Genomic DNA, 24787 nt, shown 5'->3' with positions numbered 1-24787 from the left:
CCTTTGCTTATTTATTATTCATTGAAGCAATCAATGCTTCAAGCTCCTCATCGGTTACTAAATCAGATGTATTATCACCCACAATATGTTTTGCACTTGGAGCAATCTCTTCATCATCTACAATATGCAGAGTTTGATTCATCAATTTAGAAATTGAACGCATATTATTAATCACTCGCTCAATTTTTTGTCGGTGAATATCTTGATACTGCATGGTTGACATGATATCCATGACAATAGCATCGATCTTTTCCAGATGTGCTTCCAAATCATCTTGTGAATTTTTAAGTGTTTCAGTCACACAAAGAATTGATTCTAACTTATCAAATATCTCCGTCGCTTTGACTTCAGACTCTTTGGTCACGCTGCCAAGTTGTTCTGCCATATCTCGGTGGTGTTCATCCTGAGTTGCAGAAGTTGAATCTTCTACTACATCTTCAATACCATTTTCCATCATTGCATCTAATTCTTCTTGAGTCATACCCCATCCTAAAAAAATAATGCACTAAGTTTAGCTTAACTTCTCTTAATAAAATAATTACAAGAGGCATTTATTGGTGGATTAACTCGCTGATCACTTCTGTAGCGTATGAACCCTTTGGCAGGTAAAAAGAGAGTTCCATCCAGTTTTTTTCCTCTTTATAATTGCTTTCAATCTCTTCAGGAAAAATCCAAGCAAAACGTCTGGCACCATCTTCTGGAATTTTAATATCAAACTCTTTTTCCACTTCATACGCTTCGTTTTCACTGGTTTTTACTTTTTTACCCGCAAGTATTCCTGTAGGGACTCTATCACGTGCAAAGAACTTCTCACTTTCACTCTCTAAATCTTCCACATGAAAAATACGTCCATATGGGTAGTGACTCATTAAATCCCCTTGGATGAGTTTAAAAGGGTGTTGTTGTTTTTTCATCTGCTTGACCATCTCTAAAGGAAGTCCCAGTTTTTCACAAATCTCTTTGGGTTCAAAAGCGTCTACCAGTTTTGAGATTTCAATACGCTTAGATAACCAAGTATTAAACAAATAACTTTGATACGCATTGATATACATCTGTTTGAGTTTTCTGTTTTTCTCTTTGAGTTCTCCTTTGATGATGGCTTCTCCTTTTTGATAGTTGTTCCCTTCAACACCAAAACGTTGGAAACCAAAATAGTTTGGAATCCCAAAACTGACAATGTTTTGCAACACTTGTTCAATCTTTCTGGCATCAACCAAGTTGACTCTTTTTAGACGAATGAAAAACTTGTTCCCTTTTAAATGCCCTATTCGTATTTTATTGTTATGATAGGTTGTTTCAAGGATTTTAATGTTTTCATGGTTAAACTTTTCGAGGTTGGCTTCACATGACTTTGGCAAAGAAAAGTACTGAATTGTCATGGCATTTTTATCTTTTAACCCCGCATAACCAATATCTCGTGCTTTGCATCCGAGTTGTTCTGAGAAGATTTGTTGGGCATCCCACGTGGTTAAATCTTTTTTCCGAAACTTAATAATGAGATGTTCACCTTCATTACTGAACTCATACAGTGGTACTTCTGTAACCACGAAATCATCTTTGCTTTGTTTAAAAACCACCTCAATTTTAGAGTGGTTTAAATAGTACTGTTTATTCAAAATGGTGTCCCTTACATTTACATTCGTAACTGCCTTTAACAGCTTTGGCTACGATGGTTAATTTAATATTGTGTTTGTGTGCAATCTTTTCAATCTTTTTTTGATACTGAGGTGCAAAAGAAAAAAGCAGTTCATACTCTTCTCCTGAACATCCTATTTCATTAGGAATGGAACTGAAAAATTCAAAACCCAGTGTGTTGGCTTTTGAAAGGCGTTCTAATTCAAAAAAAAGACCATCAGAGATATCCATACCTGCACTGACATAGGAAGCTATTTCATAAAAAAACTTTGCATTGAGCTTGGGTTTGATGAACTTTGATTTTTTGGGAATCTTTTCACCTTTAAGCAACGCATTCAGATGCTTTAAAGACTGACCTAATTCACCCGTATAACAAAGCAAATCACCCTTTTTCATACCACTTCTTAAAACGGGTCGTTTGCTTTTTGAAATAATAGTGACTGAAATATCAAGTTTCTCATTACAAATGGTATCCCCTCCAATGATCTCTATACCAAATTTTTGCGCTGTTTTTTTAAAGCCAAGGGCCAATTCATCAAGCTCTTTATGCGTGTATGATTTGGGTATGGCTACGGTTAAAAGTGCATACTTTGGTTTTGCATTCATCGCAATGGCATCAGAGATATTGACTAACATTGCTTTTTGAGCAATCTCTTTGAGACTCATCCATTCACGTTTAAAGTGCACGTTTTCAAAAAATGCATCAGCACTATAGACATACGAACCGACAATCGCACCATCATCACCAATAAATTTTGAGTGTGAAAATTGTTTTATAAAATAGTCCTCTTTATTCATAAGCCCATTATACCCAATATAACCAAAGGGCACCTCTAAAAATTAATATGTTATACTGTGAGTTCATCACTTTTTGCTGATTTTTTGCTTAAGCTTTTCATTTAGGATAATTTTTATCCTATTTAATTTAAAAAAGTTAGTGTATAATGTGATAATTTAAAAATTCAGGAGATAAAACATGCCAAAGATTAATAAATACGTAGATATAGATACGGTTGAGAGAGAAGCAAAAAAAGATTATATTGACAGACACTCACCATTCATTCACTGTGAAGATAACGCAACAAAAGGTGAACCTTTTGCAGTTACAGTAAAAATGGGAAATGAGTACTCTCATCCAGATGATTTCGATCACTATATTTCAAGTATTTCACTTTTTAATGGGGAGACACTATTAGCTAAAGCAGAGTTTATGGCAGGTGCTTTAGGGAACGAAAAAGGACATCAAACTGTTACTTTTAACGTTGTACCAACAGGAAAATTAAATCTTGTTGCTCACGCATACTGTACCAAGCACGGGGTTTGGGAATCAGACCCTGTGGCTGTCGCAGTTAACTAAAACAAAGCCCTTCTTAGGGCTTTGAAGTTCAAAAAAATTTCAAATAAACAACAATTTGTCTGACATTCACTGTTCCTATCATCACTTAAATAATTTAATATCCAACACAACTTAGACATAGATTTAGTTATTCCAACGTTTAAATATTTGTATAAAATAAAGATAAAAAAAGGCAAGAGAAAACTCTTGCCTTTTTATGTTGTATGTTTTGTATTTATTTAATAAATGAACAACAGTAATCAACAATCGCGATAATTTTAATATCAAACTTTGAGTTTGCAGGTACTTCAAAGACTCCCGGTGCCGTAATTTTCTTCCAATCTTCTGCAGGAAGTCGGTATTCTAATTCACCTGAGTTAATCTCCATAATCTCTTTATGAACGGTATTAAATTGATACTCACCCGGTAACATAATCCCCAGTGTTTTTCTACTCCCATCTTCAAACTCTAAACTTCGACTGGTAACTCTTCCTTCATAAAAGATATTAGCACTTTTGTTAATTGAAACATTTTTAAAATCTGGCATTTACACCCCTTAATATATATCTGTATTTTGTAGAATGATAGCATAACAATAATTATGAAACAGCTATAATTTTGTTAATTATTTAAAAAATAAACCGAATTTATCTTGATGAAGCAAATAAGTAGCATTAATTTGTTATAATCCCCAAAATATAAGGAGACCCATGTCTATACCTGTACAAGAAAAACTTTTAAATCTTTTACACAATGAAGTTTTACCTGATATTGAAGAGTATTTAGATGAACTCTTTGAAATCGTCGCTTCTAAAAAAGATGACCCAGAACTTAAAGAAGAGATCAAAGCCATGCAAGAGATGAAACAAGAGTTTCAAGAGCTCGTTGATGAGTTACAAGCGGGTGAAATAGAAGATGAAGAAGCTCAAGAAATCATCGATGAAATCATCGATATGAAGAGTTTAAAAGAGTAGATGCAAGGATATATTATTGATGTCAAGAATGTCCGTGATGATGACTTGATTGTTACGATTCTTGAAGAAAATAATCTCTTTACTGCGTATCGATTTTATGGTGCTCGACACTCTACTATCAATGTAGGATATAAAATCGATTTTGAACTTGAAAGCAATTTAAAAAGTTCCATTCCACGCCTTAAAGATGTCATACAGTTGGGATTTGAATGGATTTTAGATCGAGAAAAACTCTACTGTTGGCAACGCTATATTAAACTTTTTTATCCTCATCTAAAAGAGGTAGAAGAGTTGGAGTCTTTTTACTTTCAAAGTCTGGATGATACCGTTCATAAAATGATAAAACAAAATCCCAAACGTGCCATTATAGAGAGTTACATACAACTTCTCGAACATGAAGGTCGTTTGCACAAAGAGTATGAATGTCTTTTATGTGAACAAAAAATTCACAATAAAATAAGCTTAGTGCGAAGTTTTCTTCCCACACATGCCAAATGTTCTTACAGTAAAACGTTTGAGTTTAATCAAATTAAAGAGCTGTTTGATGAAGCATCTCTTCTAAAGTTTGAAGATGAAGAGGTGGAGTATTTATGGAACATATTATTGCAAGGATTATAAGATTGAAAAAGGAGTATAATGTTTGAAATGTTGGTTGCACTGAATGTGTGCAACAAAGAGCTGTATGAACAATACACAAAAGAGATATCAAGCCTGCTTCAAGAGCACCAAGGCAGTTTCTCTTATGATGTTTGGGTTGAAAAAGACGAACTTGAAAACCAATCAGCTCATAAAAATATCAATCGGATTTTTACACTGCGTTTTGAAACAAAAAAGTTAAAAGAGGCATTTTTTAACCATCCAAACTATACGTCAATCAAAGCTCGATATTTTGATAAAGCTGTTAATTCAAGCTACATTATCTCAACGTATCACATATAATGTCAAGACAAGGCCTCTCTTGTCTTGACTACTCCTCGACCAAATGCTCTTTGAGTTTTTTCACATCAAGCAGTGACAAAAGCTTGTTATACGAGACATTCTCTAAAGGTGTAACAATACTTGTAATAAGTGTACAATTTCCTAAAATTTTATTGTCAATCGTTTTAATACGGCTTTGATTCACTTCAGGAATGTCTCCTAAAGAATTAACTAAAATACCAATATAACTCTCATCATTATCATAATCTTTAATAATGACAATCTCTTCATAGTCTTGTTTGGGTTGTTCATCAATATAATTTCGAATATCAATAACAGCAACGGCTTTATTGTTATAGATCACCGTTCCTTTAAAGTGGTGCGTGTTGTCCATTGTTAGTGTAATATCCAATTTGTCCACACTCACCGCTTCAATGACGTCTTCAATATACACACCCAACCATTTCCCACCAATAAAAAATGTGGCTAACTCTGCAGTGTTATCATTGTTTAAAGCTGGAGCTTCAGTAAAGACTTCTCGTCTTTTTTCAATGTTTAAGTTTCCTGAACTGATGTATGAAAAAAAGAGTGCATAAACATCATTTTCATAACTGTCGCTGGTTTTATACTCTCGATATCCTTGAGAACACTTTACTCCCACGGCATAATATTTATTATCATACACGATGATTTCACTGTGGGTTTGTCCATTGCTTAAGTTAAAAAAAGTATCACTGAGTTTTAAAGCATCTCCTACTTTCAAATTGGGATTACTGGTTGCAATAATGGATTTATCTTTATTGGCATAAACACCAAATACTTCACTGTTTTTACTTTTCTCAAAGCCAGGAATGGACTCTTCAAGCATCGCTTGAAACTCCACTTTTGAATCAAACACCACACCGATTCCACCCACACATTTTTGTTCATCTTTAATAGCAGCATAATAGATATAAGTATGTTCACTGTTATAAAGTTTGGTTCGATTAAATGGTGAAACAAAATAGTCATTGGAGTCTTGTATGTGCATGGTTTTTGCAACTACATCCGTGTCTAATTGTTTTCCAATAAGCTCTTTTTCACTCTCATTGGATACCGCCATAATCACCCCATTGGCATCATATACAAACAAATTGGTATACACCGTATACAAACTGTTGATGTATTGTAATACTTCAGAGAGTCGTATTTGATTTGAGGCATCATCCCCTTCATGTGAAGAGAGAATGGTTTTAAACTCACTTGTCAATGCCCACCATCTGCAATCATTCGCTCTTTCATATAGGTTTCTGTCCATGATGTCCACCATCAATGATGCCACCAATGATGTGTTGTTTAAAATGATGGTTTTGGTCAAATTGGCAATGGATAAATCAAAAATTTGTTTTGTCTTTTCACCCGTTGCACTGATTTCATTTAACAGTGCTCTTGAAAAGTTTTTATTGTTATTATCACTTGCATTTTTTGTGATGTTGCCATTCCATACCAAACGATTGAGATTGACTTGAATTTTGTTGGCATTTAAAGGAATCTCTTTTAACTCATCACTGAAACCATCCCCTTCTTGTAAAATTGCCAAAAGGGTGTGTGCATTGATGTTTAAATTGTCTTCATCTTCTAAAAAGGCATAATCCATAGGCACCATAATATGTCCATACCATTGTTGCCCATAATAACCTTGATAACCATTGGTTTTACACGATCGCGCTAAGTAATCTCTTCCACCGTGTGAAACGATTTGATACTCTTGTGTGATATTATAGGTCAGCTTTGTGCCTAGTGCAATATGGTAATGATCACTGCTTGCAATCACCACCCCTTCTTTATCTAAAATGGTCAGACACTCTTTATTTCGTTCACTCTTTAAATTATCAAAAATCGCTTTCATTTCATCTTGAAATCGAAAACAAAGTGAGAGTACTCCAAGGGGTTTATTGCTTTCATCATCTGATTTTACAGGCAGAGTATAGACCAAGCTCTTTTTTCTTTTTGGGATAAAATCATGATATTTAAAGGTCTCAATATACTCTTCATTACAATTTAATGCATAGTTAATGATCTCATCTTTTGATTTTTCAACGTCACTGTTCTCATCAAGTTGCACCAAAATATTACCATGTGTATCCATCAACACGATATCATAATAGACACTGTATTTTTGTGTATACTCTTTGAATCTGTTTTTAATCTTTTCAACTTCTTGTACGTACTCTTGCGTGTATTTATTCGTATTGTGTACTAAAAAGTTTTTAATGTCTTGATCGGTTGATAAAAATCCAATATCAGCGGTTCGTTCAAACAGGTTTCGAATCAAAATATCAATGGAAATTTGAGCTTTAAATTTCATCTCTCGAATGGTTTTATCCAATACTTCAGAACTTAAGTGATTCAGAAGCGTTGATGTGAGTTTAGAAAAGTTATTTTTAGTCTCATTGATATTGGTGCTGCTGTTTCCAAAGTGGCTCAGCAGTGCTAAGTTGTCCCAACTTTTTGAGAGTGAAACCAACTCCTCCCTGTACTCATCCACCATATCCATATATTTAAGATATTTGGCATTGTTGCCTTTAAGTTCAACACCTTTATAGTTTATAGTATTGTTCATCATGATTGTTTGCCTTTAAAATATATAAGACAATTATACATTTAAAGTAAAAGCAAAAAAAGACATTTTTGTATAAAAAGTATACAAAATTGTCTATTTTAACGAAGTTTTAGAAAATTATTTTTTAGTCATCTTCTTCAAGAAGATCATCTTGCAGTTTTACAATGGCTTTTTTTAAGGCGTCCACATCCAAGTTAAATTCAGATGCTTTGATTAATCCTTTTTCAATGTTCTCTTCACTTAAAGGATCCGTAACTTCACAGATGGTTTTAAGTACATGCAAAGTTTGTGTATATTTTAAATAGGCCACATTACAGTGCGCTATGTCATCCACACACGCAATTACATGTGACATATAACTACACAGTTTCCATTTTTGGAAAATAAGTGAAGTGAGTTTGGTTGAAGTCAACCCCGTATATTGAAGTTCAACTTCTGTTCGATCGCCTGTTTGTAATGCTTTTACAAAATCATTTGTTTGCCCTCTTTCATCAATGATTTCCGCAAGAATAAACATCCCTGTCTCTTGTAAAAAAGCAGGCAATACCAGCTCATTTCTTACTTCACCTTTGAGCCACAGTTGTGCCAAACGTGAAGAGAGATTTGAAGCTCGCATGAAATCATTACTGTGAATACCATAGGGGAAGAGGTTTGTTTTTAAAATATTTTGCAATGCACTGCTCATGGCAATAGAGATGGTAAACTCTATGCCTAAAAGATTAACCGCTTTGCGAACTGTTTCTATTTTACTTTTGAAACAGAAAATAGCAGAGTTTGAGACTTTCAACAATGTCGCAACAAGCAACGCGTCTTTATTAATAATATCAAGTAAGTCATCCAGCTCTTTGCTCTTTTTTTGTCGAAACTCTTCTATTTCAATCACCGTTTTAGGTAAAGGGGGTAAAGAATCAATTTTATCAATAATTGATTGGTCCACTTCTACACTTTTATCATACATTGAATCTAAAATGCATTACATCGCCATCTTGAACGACGTAATCTTTCCCTTCTAATCGTAATTTTCCAGCCTCTTTGCATTTGTTTTCTCCACCCAATGCAACAAAATCTTCATAAGAGATTACTTCGGCTTTAATAAACCCTTTTTCAAAATCATTGTGAATGACAGCAGCTGCTTGAGGAGCTTTTGTCCCTTTTTTAATTGTCCAAGCACGCACTTCTACTTTACCTGCAGTGAAGTATGATTGAAGTCCCAGCTTATCAAAGGCTTTTTGTATGATTTGCTCTAAACCAGACTCTTCAACACCTAAATCGGTTAGGAACTCCTTGGCTTCATCCTCTTCAAGACCAACCAATTCCTCCTCAATCTTTGCGCACAAAACAATGACATCGGCGTTCACACTTTGTGCATGAGCTTTAAGCGTATTGACATATTCATTTCCACCTTCAGCCAATGAATCTTCATCTACATTGGCCCCATAAATAACATCTTTGTTGGATAAAAATCTCAACTCTTTATCCAAGGCTAAAAAGTGTTCATTTTCAATGTCTTCAAAGTTTTTAACCGGTTGTAAATCTTCTAAGTGTTTCATTAACGCCTCAGCGACCACAAGTTGTGAAGCTGCCTCTTTGGAGGCTTTGGCTTGTTTTTTCAATCGCTCTATTTTTTTCTCAACTTGTGTGATATCAGCATAAATTAACTCTGTTTCAATAATCTCAATATCACGAAGTGGATTTACATCGCCTTCTACGTGTGTAATATTACCATCATCAAAACATCGTACCATATGAAGAATGACTTCTACCTCTCGAATATTTGATAAAAATTGGTTTCCTAAACCTTCCCCTTTACTTGCCCCTCGTACAAGTCCAGCAATATCAACAAAATCAATGGTTGAGTGTTGAATTTTATCGGGATTAACAATCTTTGCTAATTCTGTTAATCGTTTATCAGGTACGGGTACTACTGCTTTATTTGGTTCTATTGTACAAAATGGATAGTTTTGAGCCTCAGCATTTTGTGCCTTTGTTAATGCATTAAATGTCGTTGATTTCCCCACATTTGGAAGCCCAACTATTCCTACTCCTAATCCCATCTATTTCCTTTATTTTAAGTCGATTTATTAAAAAATAATTTTTTATTATTGGACAATATTATACTCAAACTTGCCCTAAAAAGAGCTAAAACTAAGGACTTTCTTCTTCAATGGATTTCAGTTTAAGCGTAAACTCTGCCCCTTTACAAGCATCATGTTCATACACAAACTCTATGTTTTTAACATTGAGCTCTCCATGCAGATGTTTTTGCACAATATCTTTGGACATATGAAGTCCCAATCCGGTACCTTTATCCGCCTCTTTGGTCGTAAAATAGGCATCAAAAATCTTCTCAATAATGGTATTATCTATTCCACCTGCATTGTCTTTTATTTTAATCAACACACATCCTTCTTTATCTTGAAACACATCCACAAAAATGTAACGTTGCATGTTAATATGGTGCAGTTGATCCAATGCATTTTTTAATATATTGACCAATACTTGTAACAATTCATTCTCATATGAACACAATTGGACTTTTTCAATGTTTTTAATCAAACGAATTGTGTTGGATGTCATCTGAACACTCAAAAGCTTATACGCTTTTTCAAAGACATTTTCCACATAAAAACAAGTTTTGTTTTTATTGGGTTTAAAATAGTTTTGAAAATCAGTGATGGTTTGATTCATATACTCAGCGGCATCATTAATACTGTTAATCATATGTGTAAACTCATCATCTATTTGCAACATATTCATTTCATTGCTCACTTGAATACTTGTAGAACACATGGTTATGGTGTTTAAAGGTTGTCTCCATTGATGCGCAATATTGGCCAACATCTCTCCCATTGTTGCCATTTTTGATTGCATTAAGGACAATCGCTCTTTGGTGTCCAATTCAGATTGCATTTGTCGTATTTTTGTGATATCGGTTTTGATTGAAATCACCTCTTTGATTTTGCCTTGATAATCCCACAGTGGGTAGATATTGGTTTGAGTATAAAAGGTGCTCCCGTCTTTTTTCTCATGGGCAATAACCCCACTCCAACTCTTTTTTTCTAACAGATTTTTCCAAATACTTTCATACGCACTTTGATTCTCTTTGGATCCAATTATAGTATAAGGTTGCCCTAAAACTTCCTCTTTTGTATAACCACAAAGTGTTAAAAACTTCTCATTGATATACGTAATGGTTCCATCCAAACTGAGTTTATAAACACAGTTATTATCATCAATAATGGCTTTATACTCTTCGAGTAACTGTTTGTTTTCATCTTGCTCTTGTTTTAAAGCAAATCGTTCTTTAAGTTCTGCAATTAACTCTTCAGTGTTAATGGGTTTAATTAAAAACTTATCCACTTTTGTTTCAATCGCTTCTTGAAAATATTGAGGATCACTGAACGCAGAAGCAATAATACAGATGATACTTTGATTGGCTTTTTTAACCTGCTTAAGCAGTTCAACACCACTTATTTCGGGCATATTAATATCGGTTAAAATAAAATGTGCATTTTTATATGATTCACTTTGCAAGAGTGCTTTAGGTGAACTGAAGCCTTCAACCTCTTTTATTTCACGTTTTAAAATAGTCATCAATCGGTTGAGTAATGTCTCTTCATCTTCAACTATAATTAATTTAGCATCAAGCATACTGTTCCCTTTTATTGTTATATGAGTATAACATGTAAGAAATATATTTTGCTTAATAGTGTCAAAGTATTTATTTAAAAAAAGACTGATATACTAAAGAAATTATTGAAAGGCTGCTATTATGTTCAGTGTTGCATTTTTAAAAGAGTTAACTCTTCTAGTCGTTGAAGACTCCATTAATGATAGAGAAATTATGTGTTCGTTTTTACGAAAAATGTTCAAAGAGGTCTACGAAGCTTCTGATGGAGAAGAGGCTCTTGAACTTTACAATACACATGCATCAAAAATCGATATCATTATTTCAGATATTAATATGCCCGTTATGGATGGCATTGAGTTTTTAAAACGACTTCGACAAATCAACCCTTTGTTACCCTTTGTTTTTATGACTGCAAAAACAGAGTCTGAACATATCATTGAAGCGATTAATCAAAATGCAAACTACTATATTTTAAAACCCATTAACACCAAACTTTTACTTGAAAAACTCTTAAGTATTTGTGAACATAAATATTATGAAATACGACTCAAACAAAAACAAGAAGAGGTCCAAAAATATTTGGATGCTGTGGATAACGTTGCCATCATTTATAAAATGTATGCAAATGGAAACATCACCTATATGAATAAAAGTATGTTAGATATCATAAAATGTACTCCTGAAGAGGCTGAAACACTCAATTTTAACGACATTATCCATCCCAATATCCCTCAAAAATATATCGATGAAACCTGGGAAAAACTCATTGCAGGAGAGACATGGAAAGGAAACACTAAATTTGTAGATAAAAACAAAGTGATATTTTATTTAAACAGCACCATTTTTAAAATACAAGAGTCAGCAAAAGAGGATGAATATATCAGTATCTCTTTTTTAACCACCCAAGAAAACATCAAAAACAGAGATTTTAAAAAGAAAGTGATCCAAAATATTCAAGATTTCAATAAAAAAGAGTATGAGTATAAAACACATATAGAAAAGCTTGAAAAACTGCTTACTGAAGCTCAACAGTTTACAGCATCTTATCCTCAAAAATTTGAAACAGAAAAACGGCGTGCATTAGAAAAAGATCGTCAACTTCATCACTACGAACAGCAGATGCAAAACTTTGTAGAGAAATATGAAAATTTACTTAAACAAAAACAAGAAGAGATACAAAAACATATTGTTTTTCGACATGAACAAACAAAAAAGATGGACAAACTCTATTATGAAAAAGAGACATTAAAAAAAGAGAAACAAGTGCTCAAACAAGAAATTCTAAAACTTGAAAATATCAGTAAACAAAGAGAACTTAAAATCAAAGATTTAAAAGAAGTACTGCAATTAGAAGAGGATTACAAAAATCTTAAAAAATAAGGAACAAAGGCGATGCCTTCGTTCAATCTTATAATGCTTTAAGCAATTCAATGGTCATTCGAATACCTGCACCACTTGCACCATGTGGGTTATACCCCCACGCTTTTTCAACAAATGCAGGCCCAGCAATATCAAAGTGTAGCCACTTCTCTTTGTTTTCATCATAAACAAAATTATCTAAAAAAAGCCCCGCAGTGATGGCTCCACCATATCGTGTATTAGCAACATTGCACACATCAGCAATTTCTGATTTAATCGCTTTTCGCAAAAATCGGTTAAAGGGCAGACTTGTTGCATATTCACCTGCTTGAAGTGCACTGCTGACTGCTTTATATTTCAGTTTAGAATTATTTCCCATGATTGAAGTCGTGTACTCACCTACGCCAACCACACTTGCTCCTGTAAGTGTGGCATAATCAAAAATATAATCAATATCTTTGATGGTATCTTGTGCATAACACAGACAATCAGCAAGTACCAGTCGGCCTTCTGCATCGGTATTTCTTATCTCAATGGTTTTGCCATTGCGTGCTTTTAATACATCATCTGGTTTATACGCATCACCACCAATCATGTTTTCAACGGCACCCACAATACCATGAACTTCAATTGGCAATTTCAGTTTGGCAATGGCATTAAGCATTCCTAATACGGCGCAACCACCTGATTTATCACTCTTCATGGTCACCATAAAATCACTTGGTTTAAGTGAAAGACCACCACTGTCATACGTTAAACCTTTACCTATGAGCACAATTTTTTTCTTTGGATTGTTTGGTTTATAACTTAAGTGAATGAGTTTAGATTCATGTCTTGAAGCACGTCCTACACTGTACATGGCATTCATTTTATTTTTTTGAAGATATTTTTGTCCATACACTTCAATCTCTAGATCATTCTCTTTGGCAATTTTTTTGGCTTCTTTGGCCATGATTTTAGGATAAAAATCATCAGGAGTTGTATTGACAAAATCTCGCGTTTTATTCACTGATTCTGCAATAATCACAGACTCATTAAAGATGTCACTTAATTTCTTTAAATCTTTTGATGCGAGCAGTACAAGCTCTTGTTTTACTTCTTTCTCTTTTTTAGATTTATACTTTTTAAAAGTATAAGCTCCTAAAATGGCTCCTTCCACCAATGCTTTTAAAGATTCAGACTCATCTTCAAGCAGTTCCACGCATGCAGTTTTAAACTGTGTTGTTTGGAACTTTTTCACTGCTGTTGCAATCGCAATGGCAATACATTCATATGAATTCTCTTCACATCCAACATAGATTCGTTGCGATTCAGGTAAAAATACGGCTTCTTCATCACCACCTTTAAAGTTTAAATTTTTTAAAAGTGCTCTGTCTTTTATATTTTTTGCTTCTAAATCTTTATTTAATACCAAAATAATCTCTATATCATATTCATTTTGTTTACTGTTTTTATCAAAAAGTGTTAGTTTCATTATAAATATTCTCCTTTTTTTTTGTTACTTTATTGAAGTAGTATAAAATACCTCCTCCAATGAGAATGGCAAATGGCAGAGCCAAATACCAATGCTCTTTAATCCAATGCAATACATCTAAAATTTGTTCACCAAAATACCATGCAGGCACAATAGTAATAGCCGCCCAACACCATGCACTGATCAAATTAATAAAAGCAAAGGTTTTCCCCGAATATCGTGTCAAACCGATTGAAATAGGAATCACCGTTCTCATTCCATACATGTATCGTTGAACAAAAATAATGGGCCAACCATATTTTTGAAGCAGCAAATGCGCCAAAGCAAATTTTCGTCGTTGCCCTTTAAAATTTTTATAGACATACGCTTTGTTGAATCGTCCAATATAAAAATAGACTTGATCTCCAGCAAACCCACCTAAACCTGCTACAAAAACAGCAATATAGATATTCATATCACCTGTGTGTGAAAGCAGACCTGCCATGATAAGACCCATTTCACCTTCAAGCATGCTCCAAGCAAATAAAATAATATAGCCATAGGTTTTAAGTAAATAGATGAATTTTTCTTCAAGACCTTCTACTGGTGCATGGTACAAGTTGTAGGCTAAAAAAATGATGAACACACTCACAACAACGGTTAAGATTTTTCCTGAATTCTTTTGCAATTTTGTTTTCATATCTTAACCTCAATCAAACTTAAGTAAATCTTTGGCTTGAACCATGTCTTTATCACCGCGACCCGAAAGACAAATAATGACCGATTTACCTTTGAATTTTTCTTGTACTTTTTTTAAATATGCCACCGCATGGGCACTCTCAAAAGCGGGAATAATTCCCTCTTTTTGACTCATCCACACAAAAGCATCCAAGGCTTCTTGGTCAGTAATAGAGTCATACTGGACGTTTTTGTTATCTTTATGAAAACTGTGTTCAGGTCCAATACCTGGATAATCCAACCCTGCACTCATACTGTGTGCTTCTAATACTTGTCCATCTTCATCTTGCAGCAAATAACTCATTTGACCATGCAACACACCAGGGGTTCCTTTTTCAAGTGAACATCCATGTTTATTGGTATCTAACCCTAACCCACCTGCTTCAATTCCCACACAGGTCACCTCTTTATCTTCTAAAAAGTGAGAAAACATACCAATGGCATTGCTTCCACCACCAATACACGCAACCACATAATCTGGAAGTTGGTTCTCTTTGGTTAAGAATTGTCGCCTTGCTTCCCATCCAATAATGGCTTGAAAATCTCGAACCATCATAGGGTATGGATGAGGACCTGCAACTGTACCGATGATGTAAAACGTGTCTCTTGCATTGGTCACCCAATATCGTATCGCTTCGTTCATGGCATCTTTGAGTGTTTTACTTCCATTTTCAACGGGTACTACTTTGGCACCCAGAAGCTTCATTCTAAACACATTCAACTCTTGCCGTTGTACATCTTTAGCACCCATAAACACCGTACACTCTAAGCCCAAAAGTGCTGCTACGGTTGCAGTAGCAACACCATGTTGCCCTGCCCCTGTTTCAGCAATGACTTTGGTTTTTCCCATTTTCTTTGCCAACATCGCTTGTGCAATGGTATTATTTACTTTATGTGCGCCTGTGTGGTTTAAATCTTCTCGTTTTAAATAGACTTTTGCACCGACTTCTTCACTGATATTTTTTGCAAAATACAGAGGGTTTTCTCGTCCCACATAATCTTTTAAAAGTTCATCCACCTCTTTCCAAAAGGCAGTATCAAATCGATATTTCTCATACTCTTTTTCTAACTCTAAAAGTGCTGGCATCAATGTTTCTGGAACATATCGCCCTCCAAATATACCAAAATGACCCTCTTTGGGATCAAACTGACTTGGCTTAGGAACATAATATTGGTTTGTATTTTGCATTCAAAAATTCCTTAAATATCTAAAATTGAATAAACAGGAGCAACCTCTTCAACACGTTGCTTCCCTTTTAAAAACTCTAAGTTCAATAAAAAGCAGACTTCAACCAGTTTTGATTTGGTGTCACAAACAAGTTTTGACGCAGCCACAGCTGTTCCACCTGTTGCAATGAGATCATCAATTAAAAGCACTCTGGCTTCATGGTTGTTATTAAACGCATCGATGTGGATTTCTACCTCATCAAAACCATACTCTAACTCATATTTTTCACAAATGGTTGTACCAGGAAGTTTCCCTTTTTTTCTAACAGGAACAAAACCAATGCCCAATCTGTCTGCAAGTGCTGCTCCAAAAATAAATCCACGAGAATCAATCCCCGCAACATAATCTAAATCATAACTTCTGTATCGTTCTTCTAAATGATTCATTAAAAGAGCAAATGCTTCTTTATTGTTCAACAGTGTTGTAATATCTTTAAACACAATACCCGGTTTTGGAAAATCTTTAATATCTCTGATTGAATCTATTATAATCTTTTTTTCACTCTCACTTAATACAATGCTCATTACTCTCCCTCAAAACTGTCATCAATAATTTGGCAAATGGTATGCCCAAACAAAATATGCATCTCTTGAATTCTTGGTGTATTATTTGATGGCACGACCAAGTTTACATCACACACTTCATTCATTGCTCCACCATCTCGACCACTTAAACCGACAGTTTTACACCCTATCTCTTTGGCCAATTTCAAGGCATTGATTACATTTCCACTGTTTCCACTGGTGCTGATACCAATGAGTAAATCCCCTTTAACTGCCAGTGCTTCAAGCTGTCGATCAAATACTCTGTCATATCCATAATCGTTTCCAATAGCCGTTAATGCACTGGTGTCTGTAGTAAGGGCAATACCAGGAAGTCCCCGTCGTTCACTTTTATATCGTCCTGTCAGTTCTGCCGCAATATGTTGTGCATCTGCTGCACTGCCACCATTACCACATAATAAAATTTTATTTCCGTTTTTTAAAGTATCCACAATAAGTTGTGATGCTTGTTGCAATGGTTCTTGCATGGTTTGTATCACCGTTTTAATTGTCTCTAAATGTGATTCAAATTCATTTTGTATCGTTTTGTTCATCAATTTACTCCATTGATTTTATTAATCGTATTGGTGGTGCTTCTTCCATCCACAAACTCGACAAGTTTTGTTTCTTTTGCAATATCGCTTCCAACAACCTCTTTGCCTTCATAATCTGCACCTTTAACTAACACATCTGGTTGTATTTTTGCAATGAGTTCATAAGGGGTGTCTTCATCAAAGATGACCACATAATCAACACACTCTAAAGCACTTAAGATATAGGCTCGGTCACCTTCGCAGTTAATAGGTCGACTTTCACCTTTAAGTCGTTTCACACTCGCATCAGAGTTTAATCCTAAGATTAAAACATCTCCAAAACTTTTTGCCACATTGAGATAACTCACATGCCCTTTGTGTAAAATATCAAAACACCCATTGGTAAACACCACTTTCTTATTTTGTGCTTTTAATCGCAAAGAGAGTCTTTCTATTTCATCAAATGTTTTAATGTGCAGTTCAATTGAGCTTTTATGCAAACTTGATTTGTACTCCTCTATTTCATCCAATGAAACGGTTGCACTTCCCAGTTTCCCAACCACCACTCCCGCAGCCAAGTTTGCAAACTCTAATGCGTCATAAATATCTTTATTTAAACACAAGGCATATCCTAAAGAAGCCAACACCGTATCACCTGCACCTGTAACATCATACACTTCTCGCGCAACCGTTGGTTTAATCGTAACTTCACCCTCTTTAAGTACGGCAATTCCATCTTCACTTAAAGTAATAACTGATACACCTAAGTTGGCTACTTTTTGAAGTTTGACTAATGCATCTTTTAAAGAGTGTTCATCATTAATGGTGATATTGGTTGCCTCTTGTGCCTCTTTTTTATTGGGTGTTAAAAAATACGCGCCAAAATATTTACTGTAGTCATTGCCTTTTGGGTCAACCAACACTTTTTTATCGTGTCTGTTGGCACAATTAATCACGGCTTTGGTTAAGTCATTAGTGAGCACCCCTTTACCATAATCTGAAAGCAATACAATATCAAATGAGATAATATTCTCTTCTAACTCTTTTAAAAGAAGTGCTTGTGAACTTGGAGCAATGTCATTTTTACTCTCATTGTCAAACCGTACCACTTGTGAGTGAGAGGCAATAATACGACTCTTTTTTGAGGTGCGTCGATTGGGTTCTTCTATTAAAAGAGACTTTGCACCGACTTCATCGAGCTTTGTGCGTAACTCTTTTGCAACTTCATCATGACCAATTACACTGTACACACATACATTGGCACCCAGACTGACTAAGTTATTAATCACATTTCCAGCCCCACCTAACACCGTGGTCTCTTTTTGTACATCCACAACTTGTACAGGTGCTTCTGGTGAAATACGTTCACAATTTCCCCACAAATAGTGATCTATCATCAAATCACCAATAACTAAAATATTAGGCACTTTATTTGTCATACTATTTTACTTCGGTTTCAAAAAGTCGTTTAATCTCAGGAATATAAGCTTTAATTCCCTCTTCCATCTCAAACTGTGGCACATAACCTAATTGCTCAATACTCGATTCAATATTAGCTTCGGTGTGGAACTGATATTGTCCTATGTATGGATTAGGGATATACTCTGTTCCCAAATTTGTACCCAACTCTTTTTGTAAAATATCTGCAATGTCTTGGAAGCTTCTTGCTTTTCCTGTTCCCACATTATAAACACCACTTTGTTTTGGTACACACGCTTTAATATTGGCTTGAATAACATCTTCAATATAGATAAAGTCTCGTAAAATCTTATCACTGCCTTCAAAAAGTCGTGGTGTTTTTCCTGCAAGTATTTGATGCCCAAATTGCACTACAGTAGAGGCTGTTTTATTTTTAAAGAACTCTCTTGGTCCATATACATTGAAATAACGCAGTCCCACAATTGAGATTTCAGCTCCTGCTTTAATGTATTCATAAGAGATGTTATCCATCATCAGTTTTGAAAAACCATAAACGTTACCTGGGTTTTCACACCCTACAGTTTGAGGACTTGGAGCATCTCCATAGGTTGCAGCGGATGAAGCGTAGACCATATTGGCTTGATGAGCAATGGCTAATTTAAGCAGATCTTCATATGCATTCACATTGGTTTTAATCATCAAGTCTTGTTCATTTACAGTGGTATCACTGATAGCTGCTTGATGAAAAATGTAGTCAAACTTATACTCCGTTTCAAGCTTTTTTAAAAGTTTTGTATCATTGATATCGCCACTGATGACCACCCCTTTAAAACCTAAAAGATTTTTATAGTGACCAAAACTTTTTAAGTTTCCGTTACTTAAGGTTTCACCGCTTCTAAAACAATCAAGTATTACCACCAATGCATTTGGATAGTTTTCTTGAAAATAAAAAGCCAAATTAGAACCAATAAATCCAGCCCCACCTGTTATTAAAATCGTTTTATCATTAAAATCTATATCACTGTATTTCATATCTTTTCCATTATTACTATTTGACTAGATTTTATCTAATTCTAGGTTATATTTCTGTTAGGTAAGTTTAATAATAATGAGTGTACAATAAAATCACTTTTATAAAACATTTAGGTGACTCTATGAAAATTATTATTGCTTTTTTATTTCTATTACTTCAACTTTTTGCATTCGATCTTCAAAAACCCAAAACATATAACGGCTCACAAGAAATTGATAACTGGCTCATGAGTGAAAAACTTGATGGAATACGTGCTTATTGGAATGGTCAAGAGCTTCTTACACGCCAAGGCAATGCGATCCATGTACCCAAAGGGTTTACACTCAATTTCCCCCCTTTTGAACTTGATGGAGAACTTTGGATTAAACGTGGCGCTTTTTCTGAACTTCAATCCATTGTTATGGATCATTTTCCCAGTCAAGCATGGGAAAAAGTCTCTTATAATATTTTTGAAGTTCCACATGCTAAAGGGGACTTTATAACCCGACTGAAAAAAGCACAAATGTGGTTTTTAGAACACAGAAACCCTCATGTCAAAATCATCCCACAAAAACTGTGTAAAAACAAAGAAGAGTTGCAACTTTACTTAAAAGAGATCATTGCACAAGGAGGAGAAGGTGTGATTGTAAAAAATCCCGAACTTCCTTACTTCAGTGGTCGCAGCGCAAATGTATTAAAAGTAAAAGAGTATAAAGATATGGAAGGTGTCGTTGTGGCTATTGATTATGCAGCAAATCGTATGAAAAGTTTGATTGTTGAACTCAAAAATGGGGTGGTGTTTAAACTGGGCAGTGGCTTTTCTAAAACTTTACGAAAAAACCCACCAAAAGTAGGTTCAATTGTAACCTTTAAGTATTATGGGTTAACAAAAAACAAAAAACCTCGTTTTGCCTCTTTTTTACACGTCAGATACGAATAATATCTTTTGCTTCCTTGATACTGTCACATACATATTCTGCCAAAGAGGTTTCAAATTCATGCCCACTTTTTACTTGAATGGTGTGTGCAATCCCTGCATTTTGAGCACACTCTATATCCGATGTTTTATCTCCAATAAGCCATGACTGTGTTAAATCAATTGCATGTTTTTTTAAAATCGCATCAATCATACCTGTTTTTGGTTTTCGGCAATTACACTCATCATGGGGTCCATGAGGGCACAACTGCACATCTGAAATAGTAATTTCTTTTTTTTCAAATTGTTGTAACATCCACTCAGTGAGTCTATTAAAATCATCTAAAGTGTAATATCCACGTGCAATTCCAGATTGATTGGTGATAATAAAAAGTTTATAACCTAAAGTTTGAAACGATTTTAATGCTTCAAATACACCCTCAATAAACTCAAAATCTTCGATTTTATACAAATAGTTTTTTTCAACATTAATCACCCCATCACGATCAATAAAAATGGCTTTTTGCATCAGTTAAAAAAGCCTCTTAAAATCTTTTTACCCTCTTCTACTCCGGGTTGGTCATACGCATTGACATCAATCATTTTTGCAACCACTGAAGTTAAAAGTTCAAAATAGTAAAACAGTTCACCAATGGCAAACTCATCGATTTTATCAACTTCAATGATATCCAAAGGAATATCGTGTTTATTTCGTAAAGACTCAATGATAGAATCCGCTTGCTTATTAATCAAATCAGAGAAATCCACACCGTTAATAAAATCGAGTTTTTCTAAAAACTCAATCGTGATATCTGGAATTTTCATGTGTGTGTCAAAATCTTTTACTTTTATAAACGTCACTGATTTATCTCGTTTTCCCTCTACAATCAGTTGCAAAAATGAGTGTTGATCAGTAGGACCAATCAAACCAATAGGAGTTAACCCCACGTTTAAGTAAGAGTGTAACTGTCGTTTCCCCAAACTCTCACCCCACAATTGAATGTACCAGTCGTTAAAACTTCGAAAGGCCTCAGAGTAAGAAAAGAGACAGTTAATGTTATATTTTGCAATATTAGAAGCATAAAATGAGGCTTTACAGACAATGTCTTCATACGCTTGTCCTTGTGAAAAAAAGCTCTCTTTAATGGCCTTGGCTCCATTTAACAACGCTTTAATATCTACACCAATCAGTGCTAAAGGCAAAAGTCCGACACTGCTTAAAACTGAAAATCGTCCGCCCACATTGGAAGGAATTTCAAAAAATGGCAAACTGTTTTTCATAGCCAATTGATGCAAAGATGAACCGTCATCTGAAACAATAATAAACTGCTCTTTGTTTAAAGGCACCAGTGAAAGAATATATTTAAAAATTGAGATGGTTTCAATGGTTGAACCCGACTTTGAAACAATAATAAACAAAGAGTCATTCAAATCTATTTTTGAGAAAGTTGAGTTTAAAAGTACCGGATCGGTACTTTCACAAAAGAAAAGCTCTTTATCAAAACTCTTTTTATAACGCAAGAAGTCATAGACGGCTGCTGCACCTAATGAACTGCCACCAATTCCTATGACAACAATATTTTTTTTACTGTTTTTATCTGCAAAACTTTGAATGTGGTTGATTTCTTGTTCAGGTAAAGAGTAGTAACCAATATCTTTACTCTCATCAATGATGGTTTGTAAAATAGACTCTTTTGAACAAAGGGAATCAAAAAACTTCTGATTTTTCATGCCGTATTCTGCCTTTTATTTTAAAGCATATCGCGTTGAACGTACGCCTTTATCATATAACTTTTGGCAAATTGTACCCACTTCTTCGTTAATGTTCACTTCTAAAGCCTCTTTCTCTAAAGTCACTGTTACACATACTTCTTCATCTTCATAATAACTGATTTGTTCAGATTCAATTTCCCATATTGCATTGTTCAGTTCAACGGCATCACTGATTTGATCAATTTTAGAGTGGACTAAATAATAACTTTGTATGGAGCTTGTTACTGTTGCTATGTCTTGCTTAAGTGTATTAACCAGTGCATCTGTTTTGGTATTAAAGAGTTTGGGAACAGCAATGCTGGCAATCAAACCAATCATTACAATGACAAAAATGATTTCTAAAAGAGAGAATGCTTGAAGTTTACGTTTCATAATCGACCTTTCTTGAAAGAAAAGTCAATTATAACAAAATTGTGATTAATTCTCTTTGTTGTAAAAATAGTTGGTGGCTTCTACAAAACCTTCCACACTTCCACAATCAAATCGTTGACCTTCAAATTTGTAAGCCAACACTTTCCCTTGTTTTGCAAGAGTTAAAAGGGCATCAGTGATTTGGATTTCTCCACCTTTACCTGGTTGTGTGGTCTGCAATACATCAAAAATTTCTGGGATTAAAATATATCGACCGATGATGGCCAAGTTACTTGGAGCATCTTTAGGATCTGGTTTTTCAATCATGTCGTTTACTCTGTAAAGATTGTTTTCAATCTCTTCTCCCGCAATCACACCATATTTATTAGTCTGCTCTTTAGGTACCTCTTCAATGGCAACGATACAACATTGATGTTTCTCATACAATTTCACCATTTGAGACAATACTCCTTTTGAAACTCCCGTATTATCACACAAATCATCAGCAAGTATAACTGCAAACGGTTGGTTTCCAATAAGTGTTTGTCCTGTTAAAATAGCATGTCCTAAACCTTTCATCTCAATTTGTCGAGTGTATGAAAAAGTACAATGGTCAATTACATTTCGAATGTCTGCAAGCATTTTTTCTTTACTTGAACCTTTGATTTGATGCTCTAATTCATACGAAATATCAAAGTGGTCCTCAATCGCTCTTTTCCCTCGTCCTGTAACAATCGCCATGGTATCAAGTCCTGCTTCAATGGCCTCTTCTACGCCATATTGCAGCAGTGGTTTTGTAAGTACTGGTAACATCTCTTTTGGGATGGCTTTGGTTGCAGGCAAAAATCGGGTTCCATACCCAGCTGCTGGAAAAAGACATTTTTTAATGCTGTTTTGATTCAAAATATTCCTTTTTATAAAATTTCTGGTACTTCAATATTGGTCTCTTTTTGTGTATCAACCACACTTTCAAAAACCACTTCAATTGGAGCTTCACCACTGTGCTCTTTATCCACAAACTTCGTAAGCTGTTTATGGAAATCAAGTTTAACGGTACCAATGGGTCCATTTCTTTGTTTACCTATGATGATTTCAGCCTCTTCAACAGGTTTATTAATAAAGGTTGATTTATACTCTTCCCCTTTATCTTTTGCCTCTTTCTCTTTTCTGGCTTCGTCTCTCTCTTTATAAACATCATCTCGATATACGAACATGATAATATCGGCATCTTGCTCAATAGCACCGGACTCTCTTAAGTCACTTAACATTGGACGTTTATCTGGACGATTCTCTAATCCCCTGTTTAACTGTGAAAGTGCAATGACAGGAATTTTAAGCTCCCTTGCCAGCATTTTTAACCCTCGGCTGATTTCTGAGACCTCAAGGTGTCTGTCTTTTCCACCTGTACCTTGCATCAATTGTAAATAGTCAATGACAATCATCGAGATATTATTCTCTTCATTTTGTGCCAGTTTTCGAACTCTTGCTCGAAGTTGATTGATGTTGACACTTCCACCATCATCCACAAAGAGTTTCTTTTTATTCAAATCATCAAATGCTTTGGTCAAAGTGCTCCATTGTTGGTCATCCAAATCCCCTTTACGAAGATTTTGTAATGGAATGGAAGTTTTTGCTGCAAGCATACGAAGCATCAACTGCTCTGCTGGCATCTCTAAAGAGAAGACAATCACCCCTTTCCCTGCTTCAACATTTCGAAGGGCTGTATTTAACACAAGAGCCGTTTTACCCATCGCTGGACGTGCTGCGATAATAACTAAATCTCCTTCATTGAACCCTGTGGTTCGTTTATCTAAGTTGTGAAAACCCGTGGTCTCACCAATTAAATACTGATTTCCCATCTCTTTCATACGTTTGATATAATCAAGCGTATCGTTGTTAATCGTTTGAATATCTTTTAACTCACTGGATGCACTGTCTGTGGTGATTTTATACAACTCATTTTGAATGGTATCCACTGCTTGTGTTGCAGGTATATCATCTTCAATGGCCACTTTTTTAATCTTTGTTGCTAAGGAGGCCAACTCTCTTTTAACGCTGGCATCTTTGATCTCTTTGACATAAGCGATGGTATTAGTAATAGGATTTGCAGATAAAATCTCAATTAAAATAGAGTCATCCACCTCTTTTGAGTTGACTCTTTTTCGAATAAACTCTTCATCTATAGGCATGTCATCATGGTGCAACTGCTCCATAACTGCAAATATCTTTTGATGAGCGGGAAGATAAAAATCTTTGGCACTGATAATACCTAAAATATCTTCAATCTCTTCGGGGTTAAATAACACCGAACTTAAAACGGCACGTTCTATGTTTATACTGTATACACTGTCCATTACTTATCGCAAC

Annotated in this window: 26 protein-coding genes; 6 read left to right on the top strand and 20 right to left on the bottom strand. The window is 34.9% G+C overall.

Annotated features, from left to right (window positions below):
• Positions 1-7 precede the first annotated feature (7 nt).
• From CRV04_RS01320 to CRV04_RS01310, 3 genes are all read right to left on the bottom strand, one after another.
• Positions 8-481 (bottom strand): hypothetical protein, encoded by a 474-nt coding sequence (locus CRV04_RS01320; protein WP_128994815.1) that lies wholly within the window; start codon positions 479-481, stop codon positions 8-10.
• Between the two features lie 70 nt (positions 482-551).
• Positions 552-1616 (bottom strand): tRNA pseudouridine(13) synthase TruD, encoded by a 1065-nt coding sequence (gene truD / locus CRV04_RS01315; RefSeq protein ID WP_128994814.1) that lies wholly within the window; start codon positions 1614-1616, stop codon positions 552-554.
• Positions 1609-2433, bottom strand: a complete 825-nt coding sequence (locus tag CRV04_RS01310; protein ID WP_128994813.1) for a thiamine-phosphate kinase — start codon at positions 2431-2433, stop codon at positions 1609-1611. Before CRV04_RS01310 ends, truD begins: the two co-directional genes overlap by 8 nt.
• 178 nt (positions 2434-2611) lie before the next feature.
• On the opposite strand from CRV04_RS01310, the gene CRV04_RS01305 reads away from it, so the two are divergent.
• On the top strand, positions 2612-2992 hold the full coding sequence (locus tag CRV04_RS01305; protein WP_128994812.1) for a class II SORL domain-containing protein: 381 nt from the start codon (positions 2612-2614) through the stop codon (positions 2990-2992).
• 214 nt (positions 2993-3206) lie between these two features.
• Here CRV04_RS01305 and ppnP read toward each other — a convergent pair whose 3' ends face one another.
• Positions 3207-3518: a pyrimidine/purine nucleoside phosphorylase gene (ppnP, locus tag CRV04_RS01300; RefSeq protein ID WP_128994811.1), complete on the bottom strand. Its 312-nt coding sequence runs from the start codon at positions 3516-3518 to the stop codon at positions 3207-3209.
• Between the two features lie 163 nt (positions 3519-3681).
• Between ppnP and CRV04_RS01295 the strand changes: the two genes are divergently transcribed.
• The 3 genes from CRV04_RS01295 to CRV04_RS01285 are packed head-to-tail and all read left to right on the top strand — an operon-like array spanning position 3682 to position 4884.
• Positions 3682-3945, top strand: a complete 264-nt coding sequence (locus CRV04_RS01295; protein WP_228126429.1) for a hypothetical protein — start codon at positions 3682-3684, stop codon at positions 3943-3945.
• Positions 3946-4563, top strand: coding sequence for a recombination protein RecO (recO, locus tag CRV04_RS01290; protein WP_128994810.1), 618 nt, complete (start codon positions 3946-3948; stop codon positions 4561-4563).
• An 18-nt stretch (positions 4564-4581) separates the two neighbouring features.
• On the top strand, positions 4582-4884 hold the full coding sequence (locus CRV04_RS01285; protein ID WP_128994809.1) for a DUF1330 domain-containing protein: 303 nt from the start codon (positions 4582-4584) through the stop codon (positions 4882-4884).
• 28 nt (positions 4885-4912) lie between these two features.
• Here the strand turns inward: CRV04_RS01285 and CRV04_RS01280 are convergent, their stop codons facing one another.
• From CRV04_RS01280 to CRV04_RS01265, 4 genes are all read right to left on the bottom strand, one after another.
• Positions 4913-7465 carry a chemotaxis protein CheW gene (locus CRV04_RS01280; protein ID WP_164969090.1) on the bottom strand — a complete coding sequence of 851 codons (2553 nt, stop codon included), beginning with the start codon at positions 7463-7465 and terminating at the stop codon, positions 4913-4915.
• Positions 7466-7589: 124 nt separating this feature from the next.
• Entirely contained in the window at positions 7590-8423 is an 834-nt protein-coding gene (locus tag CRV04_RS01275) for an HDOD domain-containing protein (RefSeq protein WP_128994807.1), read from the bottom strand.
• Positions 8416-9519: a redox-regulated ATPase YchF gene (gene ychF / locus CRV04_RS01270; protein ID WP_128994806.1), complete on the bottom strand. Its 1104-nt coding sequence runs from the start codon at positions 9517-9519 to the stop codon at positions 8416-8418. The genes CRV04_RS01275 and ychF overlap by 8 nt, the downstream gene beginning before the upstream one ends.
• A 91-nt stretch (positions 9520-9610) precedes the next feature.
• Positions 9611-11116, bottom strand: coding sequence for a response regulator (locus CRV04_RS01265; RefSeq protein ID WP_128994805.1), 1506 nt, complete (start codon positions 11114-11116; stop codon positions 9611-9613).
• A gap of 121 nt (positions 11117-11237) precedes the next feature.
• On the opposite strand from CRV04_RS01265, the gene CRV04_RS01260 reads away from it, so the two are divergent.
• Positions 11238-12476 (top strand): response regulator, encoded by a 1239-nt coding sequence (locus CRV04_RS01260; protein WP_128994804.1) that lies wholly within the window; start codon positions 11238-11240, stop codon positions 12474-12476.
• Positions 12477-12504: 28 nt separating this feature from the next.
• Here CRV04_RS01260 and CRV04_RS01255 read toward each other — a convergent pair whose 3' ends face one another.
• The 7 genes from CRV04_RS01255 to rfaD are packed head-to-tail and all read right to left on the bottom strand — an operon-like array spanning position 12505 to position 19400.
• Entirely contained in the window at positions 12505-13929 is a 1425-nt protein-coding gene (locus tag CRV04_RS01255; protein WP_128994803.1) for a leucyl aminopeptidase, read from the bottom strand.
• Positions 13910-14608: a DedA family protein gene (locus CRV04_RS01250; protein ID WP_128994802.1), complete on the bottom strand. Its 699-nt coding sequence runs from the start codon at positions 14606-14608 to the stop codon at positions 13910-13912. The genes CRV04_RS01255 and CRV04_RS01250 overlap by 20 nt, the downstream gene beginning before the upstream one ends.
• Positions 14609-14617: 9 nt before the next feature.
• Complete coding sequence (gene trpB / locus CRV04_RS01245) at positions 14618-15835, bottom strand: tryptophan synthase subunit beta (protein WP_128994801.1); 1218 nt, start codon at positions 15833-15835, stop codon at positions 14618-14620.
• 11 nt (positions 15836-15846) lie between these two features.
• The gene (locus CRV04_RS01240; protein ID WP_128994800.1) at positions 15847-16398 is read right to left on the bottom strand and encodes an adenine phosphoribosyltransferase; all 552 of its coding nucleotides are present in this window, start codon (positions 16396-16398) and stop codon (positions 15847-15849) included.
• Entirely contained in the window at positions 16398-16970 is a 573-nt protein-coding gene (gene gmhA, locus CRV04_RS01235) for a D-sedoheptulose 7-phosphate isomerase (protein ID WP_128994799.1), read from the bottom strand. Before gmhA ends, CRV04_RS01240 begins: the two co-directional genes overlap by 1 nt.
• Positions 16970-18388, bottom strand: coding sequence for a D-glycero-beta-D-manno-heptose-7-phosphate kinase (rfaE1, locus tag CRV04_RS01230; RefSeq protein WP_128994798.1), 1419 nt, complete (start codon positions 18386-18388; stop codon positions 16970-16972). Before rfaE1 ends, gmhA begins: the two co-directional genes overlap by 1 nt.
• Before the next feature lies 1 nt (position 18389).
• Positions 18390-19400 (bottom strand): ADP-glyceromanno-heptose 6-epimerase, encoded by a 1011-nt coding sequence (gene rfaD, locus CRV04_RS01225; protein ID WP_128994797.1) that lies wholly within the window; start codon positions 19398-19400, stop codon positions 18390-18392.
• Between the two features lie 122 nt (positions 19401-19522).
• Here rfaD and CRV04_RS01220 point away from each other — a divergent pair, with 122 nt between their 5' ends.
• Positions 19523-20320 carry a DNA ligase gene (locus CRV04_RS01220; protein WP_128994796.1) on the top strand — a complete coding sequence of 266 codons (798 nt, stop codon included), beginning with the start codon at positions 19523-19525 and terminating at the stop codon, positions 20318-20320.
• On the opposite strand, the gene gmhB is transcribed toward CRV04_RS01220, so the two are convergent.
• Genes gmhB through CRV04_RS01195 form a run of 5 tightly spaced genes read right to left on the bottom strand, consistent with a single transcriptional unit; the run spans position 20307 to position 24774 of the window.
• The gene (gene gmhB, locus CRV04_RS01215; protein WP_228126428.1) at positions 20307-20825 is read right to left on the bottom strand and encodes a D-glycero-beta-D-manno-heptose 1,7-bisphosphate 7-phosphatase; all 519 of its coding nucleotides are present in this window, start codon (positions 20823-20825) and stop codon (positions 20307-20309) included. The two genes, CRV04_RS01220 and gmhB, sit on opposite strands and share 14 nt — an antisense overlap.
• Positions 20825-22027: a glucose-6-phosphate isomerase gene (locus tag CRV04_RS01210; RefSeq protein WP_128994794.1), complete on the bottom strand. Its 1203-nt coding sequence runs from the start codon at positions 22025-22027 to the stop codon at positions 20825-20827. Before CRV04_RS01210 ends, gmhB begins: the two co-directional genes overlap by 1 nt.
• Positions 22028-22042: 15 nt before the next feature.
• Positions 22043-22441, bottom strand: coding sequence for a type II secretion system GspH family protein (locus CRV04_RS01205; RefSeq protein WP_128994793.1), 399 nt, complete (start codon positions 22439-22441; stop codon positions 22043-22045).
• Positions 22442-22486: 45 nt separating this feature from the next.
• Entirely contained in the window at positions 22487-23326 is an 840-nt protein-coding gene (galU, locus tag CRV04_RS01200) for a UTP--glucose-1-phosphate uridylyltransferase GalU (protein ID WP_128994792.1), read from the bottom strand.
• Between the two features lie 8 nt (positions 23327-23334).
• The gene (locus CRV04_RS01195; RefSeq protein WP_128994791.1) at positions 23335-24774 is read right to left on the bottom strand and encodes a replicative DNA helicase; all 1440 of its coding nucleotides are present in this window, start codon (positions 24772-24774) and stop codon (positions 23335-23337) included.
• Positions 24775-24787 lie beyond the last annotated feature (13 nt).

The sequence above is a fragment of the Candidatus Marinarcus aquaticus genome, from assembly GCF_004116335.1.
Taxonomy (GTDB): Bacteria; Campylobacterota; Campylobacteria; order Campylobacterales; family Arcobacteraceae; genus Marinarcus; species Marinarcus aquaticus.
The sequence above is the reverse complement of the archived record's forward strand: the minus strand, read 5'-3'. Positions and strand labels throughout refer to the sequence as shown.